This window comes from Rhabdothermincola sp. (assembly GCF_036846205.1).
GTDB lineage: Bacteria > Actinomycetota > Acidimicrobiia > Acidimicrobiales > Acidimicrobilacustridaceae > Rhabdothermincola.
In genome coordinates this window covers 18,737-34,163 of record NZ_DAIUCK010000023.1, presented here as the reverse complement: position 1 = coordinate 34,163, position 15,427 = coordinate 18,737, and the positions used below count along the sequence as shown (strand labels likewise).

Sequence of the window (15,427 nt, the reverse complement as noted above, 5' to 3'; positions counted from 1 at the left end):
ATCCCCGTTCCCCAGCGCCACGCCTACGACGGCGAGGAGCTGCTCCCCCTCGACGAGGAGGCGGTCCGGGCCGGCGTGCGGCGCCTGGCGAAGCTCGGGTGCAGCTCGCTCGCGGTCATGTACCTGTTCTCGTTCGTGAACCCCGAGCACGAGCTGCGCACCCGGGAGATCATCCAAGAAGAGTTTCCGGGTGCCGAACACATCTCGCTCTCGCACGAGGTGATGGCCCGTGGCCCGGAGTTCGAGCGGGTGTCGACGACGTTGGTCAACGCGTACGTGGCGCCGCGCATCACCCGCTACGTCACCAACCTCTCCGAGAAGCTGCGGCGGGCGGGCTACCGCGGCCAGCTCCTGATCATGCAATCCACCGGCGGGGTGATGCCCCCCGAGTACGTGGCCCGGCGAGCGGTGAGCCTGCTCGGCTCCGGCCCCACGGGCGGCGTGATGGGCGCCACCGTCGCCGCCCGGGCCGCCGACGCGCCGGACTTCGTGGCCGTGGACATGGGTGGCACCAGCTTCGACCTGTGCCTGGTGCGCGACTGCCGGCCACAGATCAAGACCGACTGGAACTGGCGGTACCGCTACTACATCGGCATGCCCATGGTCGACGTCCAGTCGGTCGGTGCCGGCGGAGGCTCCATCGCCCGGGTCAGGCAGGGAGCGCTGCTGGTGGGGCCGGAATCGGCGGGATCGACCCCCGGTCCGGTGTGCTATGGACGCGGTGGCGAACGGCCGACCGTCACCGACGCGGACCTGGCGCTCGGCTATCTCCCCGTCGAGGGCTTCGCCGCCGGGCGCATGACACTCGACGTGGACGCGGCCCGCTCGGCCATCGCCCGGGACGTCGGTGAGCCGCTGGGGCTCGACGTCACCGCCGCAGCCTGGGGTATCGAGCGGATCGTCAACGCCAACATGGCCAACGCCACCCGCAAGGTGCTCGCCGGCTACGGGGCCGATCCACGGCAGCTGGCGATGCTCGCCTACGGCGGGAACGGCCCGGTGCACGCCTGGGCCATCGCCGCCGAGCTCGGCATCAGCCGGGTGATCGTGCCCAAGACCGCGCCTGCCTTCTCCGCCCTGGGGGTGTTGGTCGCCGACTACGTGGTCGACGTGATGCGCTCCTACGTCGTGCCCCTGTCACAGGTGGACCTCGACCGGTTGCGGGCGCTCATGCGTGACGTCGACGAGGAGGTCACCAAGGAGCTCGAGCCTGCCGGCCTGGCGCCCGTGGCAATCCATGCCGAGCTCTACGTGCAGATGGCCTATGGGGGCCAGAACTTCGACATGAGCGTGCCGGTGCCCGAGGGCACCGAGCTCTGCGAGGAGGGCCTGCTCGATCTCGCGGAGCGCTTCCACGACCTGCACGAGGCCGACCGGGGCTTCGCCTTCCGGAACCAGCAGCCGCTGGTGCGCGGCGTGCGGTTGACCGCCCGCGGCTACACCCCCAAGCCCGACCACCTGGGTGAGGCGGGCACCGTGACCGACCCCTCCCGGGCGGTGTTGGGCAGGCGCGCCGCCTTCTTCGGCGACGGCTTCGTCGACACGCCGGTCTTCGACGGCGGCGTGCTCGGCGTGGGGGCGGAGATCGCCGGGCCGGCCCTGATACAGGAGCCCTTCACGGTGGTGGTGGTCCCGCCCGGCTCGACCTGCCGGCTGGCGCCCCATCTCGGCTACGAACTGACCGTCACCTGAGCTCGGCCGGTATGCCCGTGTTCTTCACCGACGCCGAGTACGCGGTCGTTGCCGCCGCCTGCGAACGGTTGATTCCTGCCGATCCCCAGCTGGGGGCACCCGGGGCCACCCGGGCTGGGGTGGCCGACTACATCGACCAGTTGCTGGGCGCGTTCAGCTTCGATCCGCCCCGGATATGGGCGGGCGGGCCGTTCTCCGGGCGGCGGGGCGGCGAGGCCCGGTTCGAGGCGTTCCTGGAGCTGTCCCCCCTGGAGGAGCTGGCCTGGCGTATCCGCATCGAGGGCTCCCGGGGCATCCCCGAGCGGGAGTTCAACGGGCCGGTGATCGGCCTGCAGGAGCGCTACCGAGCGGGCCTGGAGGCGCTCGGCGCCGACTTCGCCTCCTGCGACGGGCCCGAACAGGATGCCCGGCTCGACGCGGTGCCCGAGTTCAAGGCGCTGCTGTACGAGCACGCGTGTGAGGGCCTCTACGGCGATCCGGTCTACGGCGGCAACCGGGACCAGGTGGGATGGCGGTTCATCGCCTTCCCCGGCGACGCCCAGCCCCGCGGCTACACCGACACCGAGGTCTCCGAACCGTGACCGCGACTCCTCCAATCTCCTTTCCCCGAACTGTTCACCGATCCGCGGACCAACACCGCGCCACCATGAACAGTTCGCCCACACCACCCCGAACTGTTCACCGATCCGCGGACCAACACCGCACCACCATGAACAGTTCGCCAGCGGGTGGGCCCTGGGGCGGAGGGGCTGGCGACCGATGACCGTCGATGCCCGGGTGGTGATCGTCGGCTCGGGGCCGGGTGGGGCCACCTTCGCCGAGGCCGTCACCCGGTTCGGATGGGACTGCATCATCCTCGAGAAGGGCCGCAACCACCTCATCGAGCTGGAGCCGCCCTACGCACCCAAGACCGTGTTCTCCAACGACGAGATCAAGTTCGTCCACCGCCACGTCCTGGGACCGGACCCACTCCTCGAGCCACGCACCTACCGGCGGGACGGGGGCGACGGTGACCGCCTGCTGGTCGGCGACGTCAACAACCTGCCGAGCACGGTCGGAGGCGGCGGGGTCCACGCCGACGGCAAGCTCCCGAGGTTCCGGGAGGAGGACTTCCGGCTCCGCTCCAGCTACGGTCCCGTGGAGGGGGCCGCGGTGGAGGACTGGCCCATCAGCTACGACGACCTGGAGCCCTACTACGCCGAGGTGGAGCGATCGATCGGGGTGGCGGGCGACCACACCGCGAACCCCTTCGCCTCCTGGCGCTCCGGGCCGTACCCCATGCCCCCCGGTCCCGACATGTACGGCGCCACCCTCTCCACGGCCGCCGCCGAGCGCCTCGGCCTGCACCCCTACCCCGCGCCCACCGGCGCCAACAGCGTCCCGTACGACGGGCGACCAGCGTGTAACAACTGCGGGTTCTGCGGGCTCTATGGATGCCCTATCCACGCCAAGGGAGACCCCGTCGCCATGCTGGGCCGGGCGCTGCGGACCGGGCGATGCCAGCTCCGCCCGGAGTGCGTGGCGACCGAGATCCTCCTCGACCGCCGGGGGCGGCGGGCCACCGGCGTGCGCTACCTCGACGCCGAGCTGAACAGCCACGTCGTCACCGCTGAGTACGTGGTGCTGGCCTGCGGCGCGTTCGAAACCCCGCGCCTGCTGCTCCACAACGGGCTCGCCAACTCGTCGGGGTTGGTCGGGCGCCACCTGATGTACCACGTGCAGACCCTCACCGTGGGCGGCTTCCACTTCCGCCTCCACGGGCACCGGGGGCGCTCGGTCACCCACCTGCATGACGACCACCTGGTGCCCGATCGTGAGGCCCGCCGGGCGGCGAGGGAGGCCGGCCTACCGTGGATCCGCGGCGGGATCGTCGAGCACGGGGCGGCCGCGGGGCCGGTGCTCGAGGCCAAGAACTACCCGCCCGGCCCGGCGCACAACCCGTCGATGCACCGCTCCGACCTGCGGGATCGCCTGTGGGTGTTCACGATGCAGGGCGAGGATCTCCCCCAACCCACCAACCGGGTGGACCTCGACCCGGCGGTGCGTGACGTGTGGGGCCGACCGGCGGGCCGGGTCACCTACCGTCCCCACCGGCATGAGGTGGTGGCCTCGGCGCACGTCGCCCCGATCCTGGAGCAGGTGATGCTCGAGGCCGGGGCCGAGTGGTCGTTCAGCACCACCTCGCCACCACTGGGCCCGATCACCGAGCTCGACCGCCAGAACCCGCTCGGGCTCGCTCCGTCCTCCAAGCACGTCATGGGCACCTGTCGCATGGGGGACGATCCCGCGACGAGCGTGGTGGACCCGCAGGGCCGGTTCCATGACATCGAGAACCTGCTGTGCGCCGACTCGTCGGTATTCGTCAGCTCGACCGGCTACGGGCCCACACTGACCCTGGCCGCACTGGCCCTGCGGGCCGCGTGCCTGCTGACCGGCAACCCGCTGCCGCGGACGAACCGCCCAGTGGGTTGAGCATCGGTCGGGCCAACGGCGAGCGACGCGGCTGGCTGGAGCCGGGACGGGTCAGCTCGACGCTGCGGCCGCGGCACCGAGCGCGGCGGCCGCGGTGCGGGCAGCCGCGCCGGTCGCCGTGGCGAGCTGGCGACCCAGGCGAACGAGGCTCGCCAGCCGGCGGGGCTCGCGCCCGATCAGCCGAGCGACCCGGCCGAGGTCCGCGGAGCCGTCGGGGCGCAGCAGCCCGAGGATGGCCTCGTCCACGCTGGGGTCGAGTGCCTGGTCGCTGATCCCCCGGTACGCCGACCACCCCACCCCGCGGGCCGAACACACCTCGGCCACGCCCGCGGTCTCCATGTCCAGGGCGGTGACCCCCCGCCGGCGCAGCCCCGCCAGCGCGGCCGGGTCCTTGACGAGCTGATCGTCGCTGAGGATGCAGCCCGAGGGCACCGGCCCGCCGAGCGTGCTGGCCGAATACCGGGTGCCGTCAGCCGCCTCCACCACCTCCGGTACCACCACGTCGCCGATGGCCAGCGACGGGTCGAGACCACCGGCGACGCCGAGGACCAGCACGTGCCGCACCCGGTACTGGTCGATCAACCGCGACGTTGCCCGGCGGGCGCGCTCGATGCCCACCCCGGTCGTGGTGGCGACGATGGCGAGACCACCGAGTTGCCCGGTGTGGACGGGCGATCCACGCGGGCGCCGGAGGCGGAGCCGTCGCACCAGTGGCCGCAGCTCGGGGGGCATGGGTGCGAGCACCCCGATGGGCGCGGGATCGAAGGTCACGGCGCTGCCGCCTCGCCCCCGACGGGACCGGGTCCCGCACCATCGGCGAGCACCCCCGTAGCCTGGCGGTCATGGCCGGCGACGTCCCCCGAGACGTGACCATCAAGGTCCGCGAGAACGGCCCCTACAAGGTCACCGGGCCGATCCGCCTGGTCGATCGTGACGGCACCGAGATACCGATCGACGGCGACGACGTCGCCCTGTGCCGGTGCGGCGGGTCGGGCACCAAGCCCTTCTGCGACCGCTCCCACCGGGCGATCGGGTTCGCCGCGGACTGACGACCGGCACCGGGTCGACGATCGCACGGCTACGAGCGCGGCAGCCCGAGCAGGCGCTCGGCGATGATCGTGCGCTGGATCTCGGAGGTTCCGCCCGCGATCGACGCGGCCTTGCTCCACAGCCACTGGCGAGGCCACTCCCCCTCCAGCGACGACCCGTCGCCCACCACGTCGAGCGCGGTCTGCGACAGGTGCTGGGTCATGTCGGTCCAGGCCAGCTTGACCCAGCTCGACTCGGCGCCGGGCTGGATCCCCCGACCCAGCCGGGACAGCGTCCGCCAGTTGTGCAGGCGGAGCACCCGCAGCTCGACGAAGGCCTGGGCGAGCGCGTCGGCGACCTCCACCGAGTCGAGCAGCCCGTCGGCCACCGCCTGCCGGTAGAGCCGGTCGAGGTGCACCTCGTGCACGACCTGCTCCTTGAACGGGAAGTTGGTGCCCCGCTCGTGCGCCAGCGTGGTGTTGGCGACCGCCCAGCCGGCGTTCAGCGTGCCCACGAGCTGCTCGTGGGGGACGAAGACCCGGTCGAGGAACACCTCGTTGAACTCGGTCTCGCCGGTGATCTGCCGCAGGGGGCGGATGTCGATCCCCTCGGCGGTCATGTCCACCACCAGGTACGAGATGCCCCGGTGCCTGGGGGCGCCGGGGTCGGTGCGGGCCAGGCAGATGCCCCAGCGGGCGAACTGCGCGTAGGAGGTCCACACCTTCTGGCCGGTGAGCAGCCACCCTCCGTCGACCGGCTCGGCGCGGGTGGACAGCGCGGCCAGGTCCGATCCGGCGTCCGGCTCGGAGAACAGCTGGCACCAGATCTCGCTGGCGTCGAGGATCGCCGGCAGCCAGCGGCGCTTCTGGGCCTCCGTGCCGTGGGCCAGCAAGGTGGGGCCGGCCAGGTTGATCCCGACCCGGTTGACCGGCTGCGGCGCGCCGGCCCGGGCGTACTCCATGTTGAACAGCGCCACCTCGACCGGCGTGGCGTCCCGGCCGCCGTACTCGGCCGGCCACCAGATGCCCACCCACCGGTCGGCGGCCATCCTGGCCTGCCAGGCGCGTCCCCACTCGAGCTCCTCCTCCGGCGAGGCGAACGACGCGGGCAGCTCCAGGTTCGCGGCCAGCCACGCTCGCACCTCGGCCGCGAAGGCGGCTTCCTGGGGGCTGAACGCCAGGTCCATCTACAGGTCCCAGAAGCGCTCGCGGCCGGCACGGACGAAGCGCTGGCGCAGGTCGCGCTCGTCGGCCTCGGTGAAGGGCCGGTAGTGCTCCTCACCCCGCTCCCGCCGGTAGAGCTGGTCGGTGCCGACCCGGTCGTGGCGGAACTTCTCGTGCACCAGGGTGCGCTTGACGACCTTGTTGGTGCCGGTGGTGGGCAGCTCCGCCGCCACCCGCACGTAGCGGGGGCGCCACTTGGGGCCGATGTCGTCGAGCGAGTCCAGCCAGCGGGCAAAGGCCGCGCCGTCGAAGGCCCGACCCTCTCGCAGGACCACCGCAGCCATGACCTGGTCGCCCGCCTGCTCGTCCGGCACCCCGTAGACGCTGGCGAGCACCACGTCAGGGTGGCGGCCGAGCGCGGCCTCGATGGGCCCGGCCGGGAAGTTCTCCCCGTCCACCCGGATCCAGTCCGCGTTCCGACCGGCGAAGTAGACGTTGCGGTCCTCGTCCATGTAGCCGAGATCCCCGCTCCAGTACCAGCCCCGGCGGGTGGTGGCGGCGGTGGCCTCGTCGTTGTTGTAGTAGCCCTCGAACGGTCCCGCGCCCGCGGTGTTCACGATCTCACCCACGCACTCGCTGGCGTTGAGCAGCCGGCCGTGCTGGTCGAAGCGAGCAGCAGCCAGCTCGTTGCCGTCCTCGTCGACGATCTTGATGTGCGGTGGGGCGATCCCCATCGCCCCGGGCTTCACGGGGCCGTCGCGGTCGAGGGAGATGCCCCCTTCGGTGGCCCCGAACGCGTCGATGACCTCGGCCACCCCGAAACGGCGGCGGAAGGCCTCGACGACCTCCGGTGATCCTTCGTTGCCGAAGGCGATGCGCAAGGGGTTGTCGGCATCGTCGGGCTTCTCGGGCGTGGCCACGAGGTAGGCGAGCGGTTTGCCGGTGTAGTTGAAGTAGGTGGCCCGGTAGCGGCGCACGTCGGCGAGCCACCCCGAGGCCGTGAACCGGCGGGCCAGCCCGACCGCGCACCCGTACACGAGCGAAGGCATCCAGCCCACCATGACCGCGTTGGAGTGGAACAGGGGCATGCTCACGTAGCCCACGTCATCCGGCCCCAGCCCGAGCAGCAGGCCGAGGCGGGTCCCGGTGACCAGCAGCCGCCGCTGGCTGCAGATCACCGCCTTGGGCGCGGCCGAGGTGCCGGAGGTGAAGATCAGCGCCCAGGTCGTGGAGGGATCCGGTTCGAACCCGTCGTCGTCGCCCACCGCACCGTCGAGCGCGGGCGCCAGGTCGCGGCCCAGCGCCGGGGGGGGGTCGGCCCGGCGGCGCCACCGGGACGAGACGAGGATCTGCTCCGGCCCGAAGGGCAGCTCCTCCACGATCGGTTCCAGCCGGTGCAGGTGCGTGGGCTCCGTGATCAGCAGGCCGATGTCGGTGTGGACGATGTCGCGCCTTAGGTGTTCACCCTGGCGGGTGTGGTTGAGCCCGACCACCGCCGCGCCCGTGAAGGCGGCGCCACCGAAGGCGAACAGGTAGTCGGGGGTGTTGTCGAGCAGCACCCCGACGTGGGGTGGCCGCCCGTCGGGCAACCGCTGGCGGAACAGGGCCGCCCAGCGCAGCGACTCCTCCACGTACTGCCGGTGGGTCCAGACCTGGTCACCGAAGAGGACCGCGGGGCGGGACGCGATGGCCGCATCGTCCCGGTTGCGGCGTAGCAGCGTGGCCGCGTTGCCCGCGGGTGGCACGGCCTGGCCGGGTTCGGGGACCGATCGAGGGGCAGATGCCGGCACGAGCACCATTGTATGACACCGATGTCAGGTCCTCCCGAGCGGTTCCTGACACCCTCGTCACGTTCCTTTAGCCTCGTGCACCGTGCCGACCCGCAAGAAGGCCGCCACCCGCCCATCCGCCAGTAGCCCAGCCGGCAACGGCGAGCGCCCGCCCGCACCCGGTCGCGCCGGCGCGCCGGCCCGCCAGCGCGAACTGCGCGCCCGTGGCCAGCGCACCATGCGCAAGCTCCTCGACGCCGGCATCCAGGTCTTCGCCAAGCGGGGCTACCACGCGGCCCGGGTCGACGACATCGTGAAAGCCGCCCGGACCAGCCACGGCACCTTCTACCTCTACTTCTCGAACAAGGAGGACCTCTTCCAGGCGTTGGTGGCCGACGTGGCGGACGAGCTCGCCACCCTGCGGGGATCGCTCGGCCCGGTGACGCCCGACGAGAAGGGGCTGGCGGAGCTGGAAGCCTGGCTTGATCGCTTCGCCGCGCTCTACGAGCACTACGGTCCCATCATCCGGACCTGGACCGAGGCGGAGGTCGGTGGCAGCGACGTCGGCCGCCTGGGGACCGACGTGGTGGGCGAGCTGGCCAGCGCGCTGATCGAGGCCTCCGGCGGGCCCACCGATATCGATCCCGCCATCGCCGCCATGGCCCTGGTGGCCATGGTCGAGCGGTTGAACTACTTCGTGCTCTCGGGGCAGGTCGCGGCCACTCGCGACCAGATGGTCGCTACCCTCGCCGGCGTCGTCCATCGAGCACTCTTCCCCCGCTGATCACCCTCGACGATCGAGCCGGCCGGGCGGGCACCGGGAAAGATTGCTGACACGGGCGTCAGATTCGCCGGCTACGCTGTGGCAGGCACGGGGAAGAGCATCGCTCGGCTGGGGGAGGTCGCCGATGTGCAAGCGGATCGCCACGCTGGTTGCGCTTCTCGCGCTCGTCGCGGCGGCGTGCGGCAACGCCGAGACCGGTTCGTCCAGTGGTGGAGGTGGTGATGCGCCCACCGGCACCGCCAGCCCGTCCGACCTGACCAGGAAGGTGCCGGTCGACCAGCCCGGGGTCACCGACACCGAGATCCGAGTTGGTGGCGTGGCCTCGGTGAGCAATCCGCTGGGCGGCAACTACGGGGACGCGTTCGACGGCGTCCGGGCCTACTTCGAGATGGTCAACTCCCGGGGCGGCATCTACGGGCGCCAGCTCAAGCTCGTCGCCGAACGCGACGACCAGGTGGCGAACAACCAGCAGCAGGTGCAGGCGCTCATCTCGCAGGACAAGGTCTTCGCCATCCTCCCGGTGGCCACGCTGCTGTTCACCGGGGCCGACGTCGCCGCCGCTTCGGGCACCCCGACCTTCGGCTGGACCATCAACCCCGAGTGGGCCGGCCCTCCCAACCTCTTCGGTGACCGCGGTGGCGAGCTGTGCTTCAACTGCCCGGCACCGCTGGTGCCCTGGCTGGCCAAGGACACCGGGGCCACGAAGGTCGCGGTGCTCGCCTACAACGTGCCCCAGTCCAAGGAATGTGCGGACGGGATCATCGCTTCCTTCCGGAAGTGGCCGACGGCCGAGGTGGCCTTCCAGGACCTCGCCCTCAGCTACGGGGTCACCGACTTCAGCGTGCAGGTGAGCAAGATGAAGCAGGCCGGGGTCCAGTTCGTCACCACCTGTATGGACCTCAACGGGGTGACCAACCTCGCCCGGGAGATCGACAAGCAACAGCTCGACGCCGTCCAGTACATGCCGAACGGCTACGACGCGAACGTCGCGAAGCAGTTCGCGAACGTCCTCGACGGCTCCCTGGTGCTGACCTGGTTCGTCCCCTTCGAAGTCGCGGACCCGCCTGAAGGCATGAAGAGCTACGTCGAGTGGATCGACAAGACCGGCGGGGCGCGTAGCGAGCTCTCCATGTCCGGCTGGCTCGCGGCCGACCTCTTCTACCGTGGCCTGGTCGCTGCGGGCCCCGAGTTCACCCAGCAGAAGGTCATCGACGCGATCAACTCCTTCGACTACTGGAACGCCGACGGGCTGATCCCGGGTGTGGACTGGACGATCGCCCACGACCAGCGATCCTCCGTGTCCTGCAGCGCAATCTCCAAGATCAGCAATGGGGGCTTCGTTCCGCTCTACGGCGAGCCCGGCCGGCCGTTCATCTGCTTCGACGTGGACGCCGATCAGCTGCCGGAGCAGCCCGAGCGCAAGGCCGGCGAGAAGGGCTAGGCACGGCGTCGGCGCCGAGCCAAGGGGGCACCGATGTCCGAGCTCCTGGCCTACATCATCCGGGGGATCCCGGTCGGGTGCGTGTTCGCCCTGATGGCGACGGGCATCGTGCTCACCTACAAGACCTCCGGGGTGTTCAACCTGGCATTCGGCGCCCAGGCCTTCGTCTCGGCTGCCGTCTACTACGACCTGGTGATCAACCGGAGCTGGCCCTCCCTCGCGGCGCTGGCCGTAGCGGTGGGGGTGATCGGGCCACTACTGGGCTTACTCCTCGATCACCTCCTCTACCGGCACCTGCGCTCCGCGGGCACGCTGCCCAAGCTGGTCGTCTCGCTCGGCCTGCTGGTCGCGATCCCCCAGATCGTCAAGCTGTGGTTCGGCTCCGGATCGGCGTTCAACCCACCCGGTGTCATCCGTTCCAACTACGTCCTGCGCTTCGGCGAGTACAGCCTCGACACCAACCAGCTCGTGACCATCGCCATCACCGCGGCGGCAGCCGGTGGGCTCACGCTGCTGTTCCGGGCGACGAACCTCGGACTGCGCATGCGCGCGGTCGTCGAGAGCGCCCGCATGGCCGAGCTCAACGGGGTGAACGCGGAGCGGGTCAGCAGCATCTCATGGATGCTCTCCAGCTTCTTCGCCGGCCTGGCCGGGGTGCTCCTCGCTCCCCTCTTCGCGCAGGTCAGCGAGGTCCACTTCTTCACCCTCCTCGTCGCTGCGCTGGCCGCGGCCGCCTTCGGGCGGCTGTCGAGCATCCCGCTGACCCTGCTCGGCGGGCTGTTGCTCGGCGTGCTGCAGGCGATGCTCGCGGGCTACCTGCCTTCCGACAGCGTCCTGGCGCAAGGCCTCCGACCGTCGCTGCCGTTCCTCGCCCTCTTCCTGCTGCTCCTGTTCTGGCCAGGCCTGCGCCAGCCCCGTGAGGTCGCCGACCCTCTCGGCGGGGTCGACCCACCGCCCCCGGCGCCACCAGCGGTCATCCGCGACCGGGCTCTCACCCTGGCGACCAGGGGGGTGGCGGTCGTGTTCGTCATCGGGTCCAGCGTGCTCACGTTGACGGTCTTCGATGCCTTCTGGGTCTCGGTGGTCACCAAGGGGGTGATCCTCGGGGCGATCTTCCTCTCCTTCGTGATCCTGACCGGGCTCACCGGCCAGATCTCCCTCTGCCAGGCCACCTTCGCCGCGGTCGGCGCGTTCACCGTGGCCCGCTTGGTGGCGGAGACCGGGGTGAGCGTGCTGGCCGCGCTGTTCGCCGGGGCGGCCGTGGCCGCGCTGGTGGGGGCGTTGATCGCGCTCCCCGCCCTCCGCCTCGGTGGCATCTACCTGGCGCTGGCCACGCTGGCCTTCGCGTTGATGTTCGAGTACGTGGTGCGCCCGCTGGACTGGGTGAGCGGGGGGTTCCGCCCGCCCCGGGTGCCACGGCCTCGGATCGGCGCCGTGGACTTCTCGAGCGACCGGGCCTTCTTCGTGCTGGCGTTGGCGGTGCTCGCCCTCGCCGCCCTCCTGGTGTTCGCGTGGAAGCGTGGCGCGACCGGCCGGATGCTCGACGCGGTGCGCGGCAGCGAGATCGCCGCCTCCTCCGTGGGGATCAACCCCTTCGCCCGCAAGGTGCTCGCCTTCTCGCTGTCGGCTGGTATCGCCGGTTTCGGCGGCGGCCTGCTGGCCTCGTTCGAGGGCCGGGTCAACTACGACGCGAACTTCACGTACTTCTTCGGCCTGGTGTGGGTGGTCCTGGTGGTGACCCTCGGCTCGCGATCCATTCAGGCAGCCATCACCGCAGGAGTGTCCTTCATGGTCTTCCCCCGGCTGCTGGAGCTGGCCGGCATCCCGCAGTCCCTCTCGCAGGGCATCGCCTTCATCCTCTTCGGCCTCGGTGCGGTCACCTACGCGAAGCACCCTGAGGGCATCGTCGAAGCCCGGACCCGCGCCTCGTTGCAGTGGACGATGCGGAAGCTGGCGCGCCGGGGCGAGCGGGCAGCAGGCCGCCCGCCTCACCCGGAGGACACCGTGGCCGCGGTGGGCGTGGGGGCCGGGCAGTGACCACGGCCACGCCCCCCCTGCTCGACGCCCGGGGTATCACCAAGCGCTTCGCGGGCATCCGAGCCCTGGATCGGGTCGATCTGGTGGTCGAGCCGGGCGAGATGGTGGGGCTGATCGGGCCGAACGGTGCCGGCAAGACCACGCTGTTCAACTGCCTGTACGGCCTGCTCCGCCCCGACGGCGGGCGGGTGCGCTTCGCCGGGCAGGACGTCACCGGCCTCCCCACCCACCGCCGGGCCCGACTCGGTATCGCCCGCACCTTCCAGCGGATGGAGCTGTTCAGCGGGATGTCCGTGCTCGATCACCTCATCGTTGCTGCGCAACCGTCCAGCAGCAGGTTGAGCGTCCTCAGCGACCTCGTGACCCGGGGACGCCCACCGGCGGAGGTGCGCGACCGGGCGTTGGAGATGCTGGCGATGCTCGGCTTGCAGGCGGCGGCGGACCGGCCGATCGAGGCTCTCACCCTCGGCCAGGGCCGGCTGGTCGAGCTCGGGCGCGCCCTCATGACCGAGCCCCGCCTGTTGTTCCTGGACGAACCGTCGTCAGGGCTCGACCGGCTGGAGACCGCGGAGGTCGCGGCCGTGCTCGTACGGGCTCGGCAGGAGCGGGGCGTGACCTTCGTGCTGGTCGAGCACGACCTCAACCTGGTGCGAGACGTGACCGAACGGCTGCACGTCCTCGACTACGGCACGGTCATCGCCTCCGGCCCGACCCGGGAGGTGCTCGATGACCCCGTCGTTCGGGAGGCGTACCTGGGGGTCACGGTGTGAACGGGCCACTCCTCGCGCTCGACCGGGTCGAGGCCGCGTACGGTCCGTTCCGCGCCCTGTTCGGGGTCTCGTTCGCCGTCCATCCCGGCGAGGCCGTGGCCCTGCTCGGCAGCAACGGGGCCGGCAAGACCACGGTGGCCCGGGTGTGTTCAGGCCTGCTGCACCCGTCGGCGGGCACGATCCGCTTCGAGGGTGAGGACGTGTCGGGTTCGAAAGCCTTCGAGCTCGCTCGGCGCGGCATCAGCCACGCACCGGAGGGTCGGTCGGTGTTCGCGTCCCTCACCGTGGAGGAGAACCTCGAGCTGGCTTTCCACCAGGCGTTCGGTCGGCGAGGCGCACGGGCCGCCCTGGACGAGGCGTACACGCTGTTCCCGCGGCTCGGGGAGCGGGCCGAGCAGCAGGCGGGGTCGCTGTCGGGGGGCGAACAACGCATGCTGGCGCTCGCCCGAGTACTGGTGAACCCCCCGCGACTGCTCATCGTCGACGAGCTGTCACTGGGTCTCGCCCCGATCGTCGTGATCGAGGTGTACCGGCAGCTCGCTCGCCTGAAGGGGAAGGGCATCACCTTGCTCGTCGTCGAGCAGCACGTGGAGCACGCGCTGGCTCTCGCCGACCGGGTGGTGGTGCTCTCCCGCGGCGAAGTCTCCTACCAGGGCCCGGTGATCCCCATCGACGAGCTCACCCCGTTCTTCCTCCCCCGGCAGCGGGAACCGGCAGGACAACAGCCGGAGCAGGGCGATGGGGCCTGACCTGCCCACCACCATGACCGCCGCGGTATTCGATGGCCCTGGCGTCATCGAGCTCGAAGACCGGCCGGTGCCGACACCTGGTCCCGGCGAGGTGCTGGTCGAGGTGAGCCACTGCGGGGTGTGCGGCTCCGATCTCCATCTCGGGCTCGACGGCTGGGCCCGGCCAGGATCCATCGGTGGCCATGAGTTCACCGGCCGCATCGTCGCCGTCGGCGAGGGGGTTGAGGGGTGGCCCGCTGGCCTGGCCGTGCTCGGCGGACCCGAACCACGGTGCGGGAGCTGCCGGTGGTGCCGAGCCGCTCGCCCATCGCTGTGCGAGGCCCGCGCCAACCCTGGCAGGAGCGACCATCAGGGAGCCTTCACCCGGTACGTGCGGGTGGATGCCCGCCGGCTCCTGCGGGTGCCTGACGGACTGGGGCTGCGGGTGGCGGCGCTGGCTGAGCCACTGGCCGTGGCCTTGCACGCCATCACCGTGGGGCGCATCGCGCCACCCGATCGAGTGATGATCACCGGCCTGGGGCCGATCGGCCAGCTGGTGCTGGCCGTGCTGGTGACCCGCGGCCACGGGGACGTGACGGTGGTGGAACCGCTTCCCCGCCGGCAGCAGCTGGCGCAGGCGCTCGGGGCCGGGCGGATCCTCGAGCCGTCCGCGCTGGCACTGTTCTCCATCGCGGAGCCGGAGCGGCTCGCCGCGGACCCGGTGGACGTGGTCGTCGAGTGCTCGGGGAGGCGCGCCGCCATGGAGGCGGGGTTGTGCCAGCTCGCCCGCGGCGGGAGGTTGGTCCTCGTCGGGGCCGGCATCGAGCCGCCTTCGTTCGACCCCAACCGGATCCTGCTCAACGAGCTGGTGGTCACCGGGGCGTTCAACTACGACCACGGTGGCTTCGAGCAGGCGCTCGAACTGCTCGCCAGCGGCGCCTTGCCCGTGGACCGGCTCATCGAGCCCGTGGACGTTCCCCTCGACCGGTTGCTCGATGCCATGCACGCGCTCGTTCGGGGTGACCTCGCGGCCAAGGTCATGGTGGTGCCATTCACGGAGAGCCAGCGAGAGGAGGCTTCGCATGGGTGATCTGCGAACGCAGGCCGCAACTCCCGCCCGCCCACCGCGCTTCAATCACGTGGCGATGAGCGTGCCGTCCACCCTGCTCGACGCGGACGGCTGCGCGGCGATCTGTGCCTTCTACGGCGAGGTCTTCGGGTGGGAGGAGCTGCCCACCATGACCGAACACGGCGCCCGGTTGGTCCTGATGGCACACCGCTACGACCAGTTCGTCTTCCTGATCGCGCAGAACGAGCCGATGCACTGCCCTCGTCTCGACCACTGGGGGCAGGCGGTGTCGACGCTCGACGAGTTGCACCGCCTCTACGATCGGGCCCGGGCCTATCGCGCCCGGGACGACCGGGTCGACCTCGTCGCCCCGCAGGTCGAGGAGCACCCTGGGCTACGGCTGCACTCGTTCTACGTGGGCTACCTGTTGCCGATGATGGTCGAAACGCAATTCTTCGAGTGGCAGGTCTGAG

Annotated in this window: 14 protein-coding genes; 11 read left to right on the top strand and 3 right to left on the bottom strand. The window is 71.1% G+C overall.

The annotated features are described in order from the left end of the window. From V7004_RS05280 to V7004_RS05270, 3 genes are all read left to right on the top strand, one after another. A partial coding sequence (locus V7004_RS05280) for a hydantoinase/oxoprolinase family protein (protein ID WP_334142598.1) occupies positions 1 to 1,692 on the top strand: 1,692 nt, incomplete at its 5' end. A 17-nt stretch (positions 1,693 to 1,709) separates the two neighbouring features. Continuing rightward, the gene (locus V7004_RS05275) at positions 1,710 to 2,273 is read left to right on the top strand and encodes a gluconate 2-dehydrogenase subunit 3 family protein (RefSeq protein WP_334142597.1); all 564 of its coding nucleotides are present in this window, start codon (positions 1,710 to 1,712) and stop codon (positions 2,271 to 2,273) included. A 178-nt stretch (positions 2,274 to 2,451) separates the two neighbouring features. Next, the gene (locus tag V7004_RS05270; RefSeq protein ID WP_334142596.1) at positions 2,452 to 4,164 is read left to right on the top strand and encodes a GMC family oxidoreductase; all 1,713 of its coding nucleotides are present in this window, start codon (positions 2,452 to 2,454) and stop codon (positions 4,162 to 4,164) included. Between the two features lie 51 nt (positions 4,165 to 4,215). On the opposite strand, the gene V7004_RS05265 is transcribed toward V7004_RS05270, so the two are convergent. Further along, a complete protein-coding gene (locus V7004_RS05265) occupies positions 4,216 to 4,935 on the bottom strand; it encodes a 5'-methylthioadenosine/S-adenosylhomocysteine nucleosidase family protein (RefSeq protein WP_334142595.1) in 720 nt (239 codons plus the stop codon). A 71-nt stretch (positions 4,936 to 5,006) separates the two neighbouring features. Between V7004_RS05265 and V7004_RS05260 the strand changes: the two genes are divergently transcribed. Then, a complete protein-coding gene (locus tag V7004_RS05260) occupies positions 5,007 to 5,213 on the top strand; it encodes a CDGSH iron-sulfur domain-containing protein (protein WP_334142594.1) in 207 nt (68 codons plus the stop codon). Positions 5,214 to 5,242: 29 nt separating this feature from the next. Here V7004_RS05260 and V7004_RS05255 read toward each other — a convergent pair whose 3' ends face one another. After that, complete coding sequence (locus V7004_RS05255) at positions 5,243 to 6,379, bottom strand: acyl-CoA dehydrogenase family protein (protein ID WP_334142593.1); 1,137 nt, start codon at positions 6,377 to 6,379, stop codon at positions 5,243 to 5,245. Next, a complete protein-coding gene (locus V7004_RS05250; protein ID WP_334142592.1) occupies positions 6,380 to 8,146 on the bottom strand; it encodes an AMP-binding protein in 1,767 nt (588 codons plus the stop codon). Positions 8,147 to 8,228: 82 nt separating this feature from the next. Between V7004_RS05250 and V7004_RS05245 the strand changes: the two genes are divergently transcribed. The 7 genes from V7004_RS05245 (at position 8,229) to V7004_RS05215 (ending at position 15,426) form a co-directional block, all read left to right on the top strand. Then, positions 8,229 to 8,909, top strand: a complete 681-nt coding sequence (locus tag V7004_RS05245; RefSeq protein WP_334142591.1) for a TetR/AcrR family transcriptional regulator — start codon at positions 8,229 to 8,231, stop codon at positions 8,907 to 8,909. Between the two features lie 124 nt (positions 8,910 to 9,033). After that, complete coding sequence (locus V7004_RS05240; RefSeq protein WP_334142590.1) at positions 9,034 to 10,350, top strand: ABC transporter substrate-binding protein; 1,317 nt, start codon at positions 9,034 to 9,036, stop codon at positions 10,348 to 10,350. A gap of 33 nt (positions 10,351 to 10,383) precedes the next feature. Beyond that, positions 10,384 to 12,387, top strand: a complete 2,004-nt coding sequence (locus V7004_RS05235) for an ABC transporter permease (protein WP_334142589.1) — start codon at positions 10,384 to 10,386, stop codon at positions 12,385 to 12,387. After that, positions 12,384 to 13,157 (top strand): ABC transporter ATP-binding protein, encoded by a 774-nt coding sequence (locus V7004_RS05230; RefSeq protein WP_334142588.1) that lies wholly within the window; start codon positions 12,384 to 12,386, stop codon positions 13,155 to 13,157. The genes V7004_RS05235 and V7004_RS05230 overlap by 4 nt, the downstream gene beginning before the upstream one ends. Beyond that, a complete protein-coding gene (locus V7004_RS05225) occupies positions 13,154 to 13,906 on the top strand; it encodes an ABC transporter ATP-binding protein (protein WP_334142587.1) in 753 nt (250 codons plus the stop codon). Before V7004_RS05230 ends, V7004_RS05225 begins: the two co-directional genes overlap by 4 nt. Then, positions 13,896 to 14,975 (top strand): zinc-dependent alcohol dehydrogenase, encoded by a 1,080-nt coding sequence (locus tag V7004_RS05220; RefSeq protein ID WP_334142586.1) that lies wholly within the window; start codon positions 13,896 to 13,898, stop codon positions 14,973 to 14,975. Before V7004_RS05225 ends, V7004_RS05220 begins: the two co-directional genes overlap by 11 nt. Then, positions 14,968 to 15,426 (top strand): VOC family protein, encoded by a 459-nt coding sequence (locus V7004_RS05215; RefSeq protein ID WP_334142585.1) that lies wholly within the window; start codon positions 14,968 to 14,970, stop codon positions 15,424 to 15,426. The genes V7004_RS05220 and V7004_RS05215 overlap by 8 nt, the downstream gene beginning before the upstream one ends. Position 15,427 lies beyond the last annotated feature (1 nt).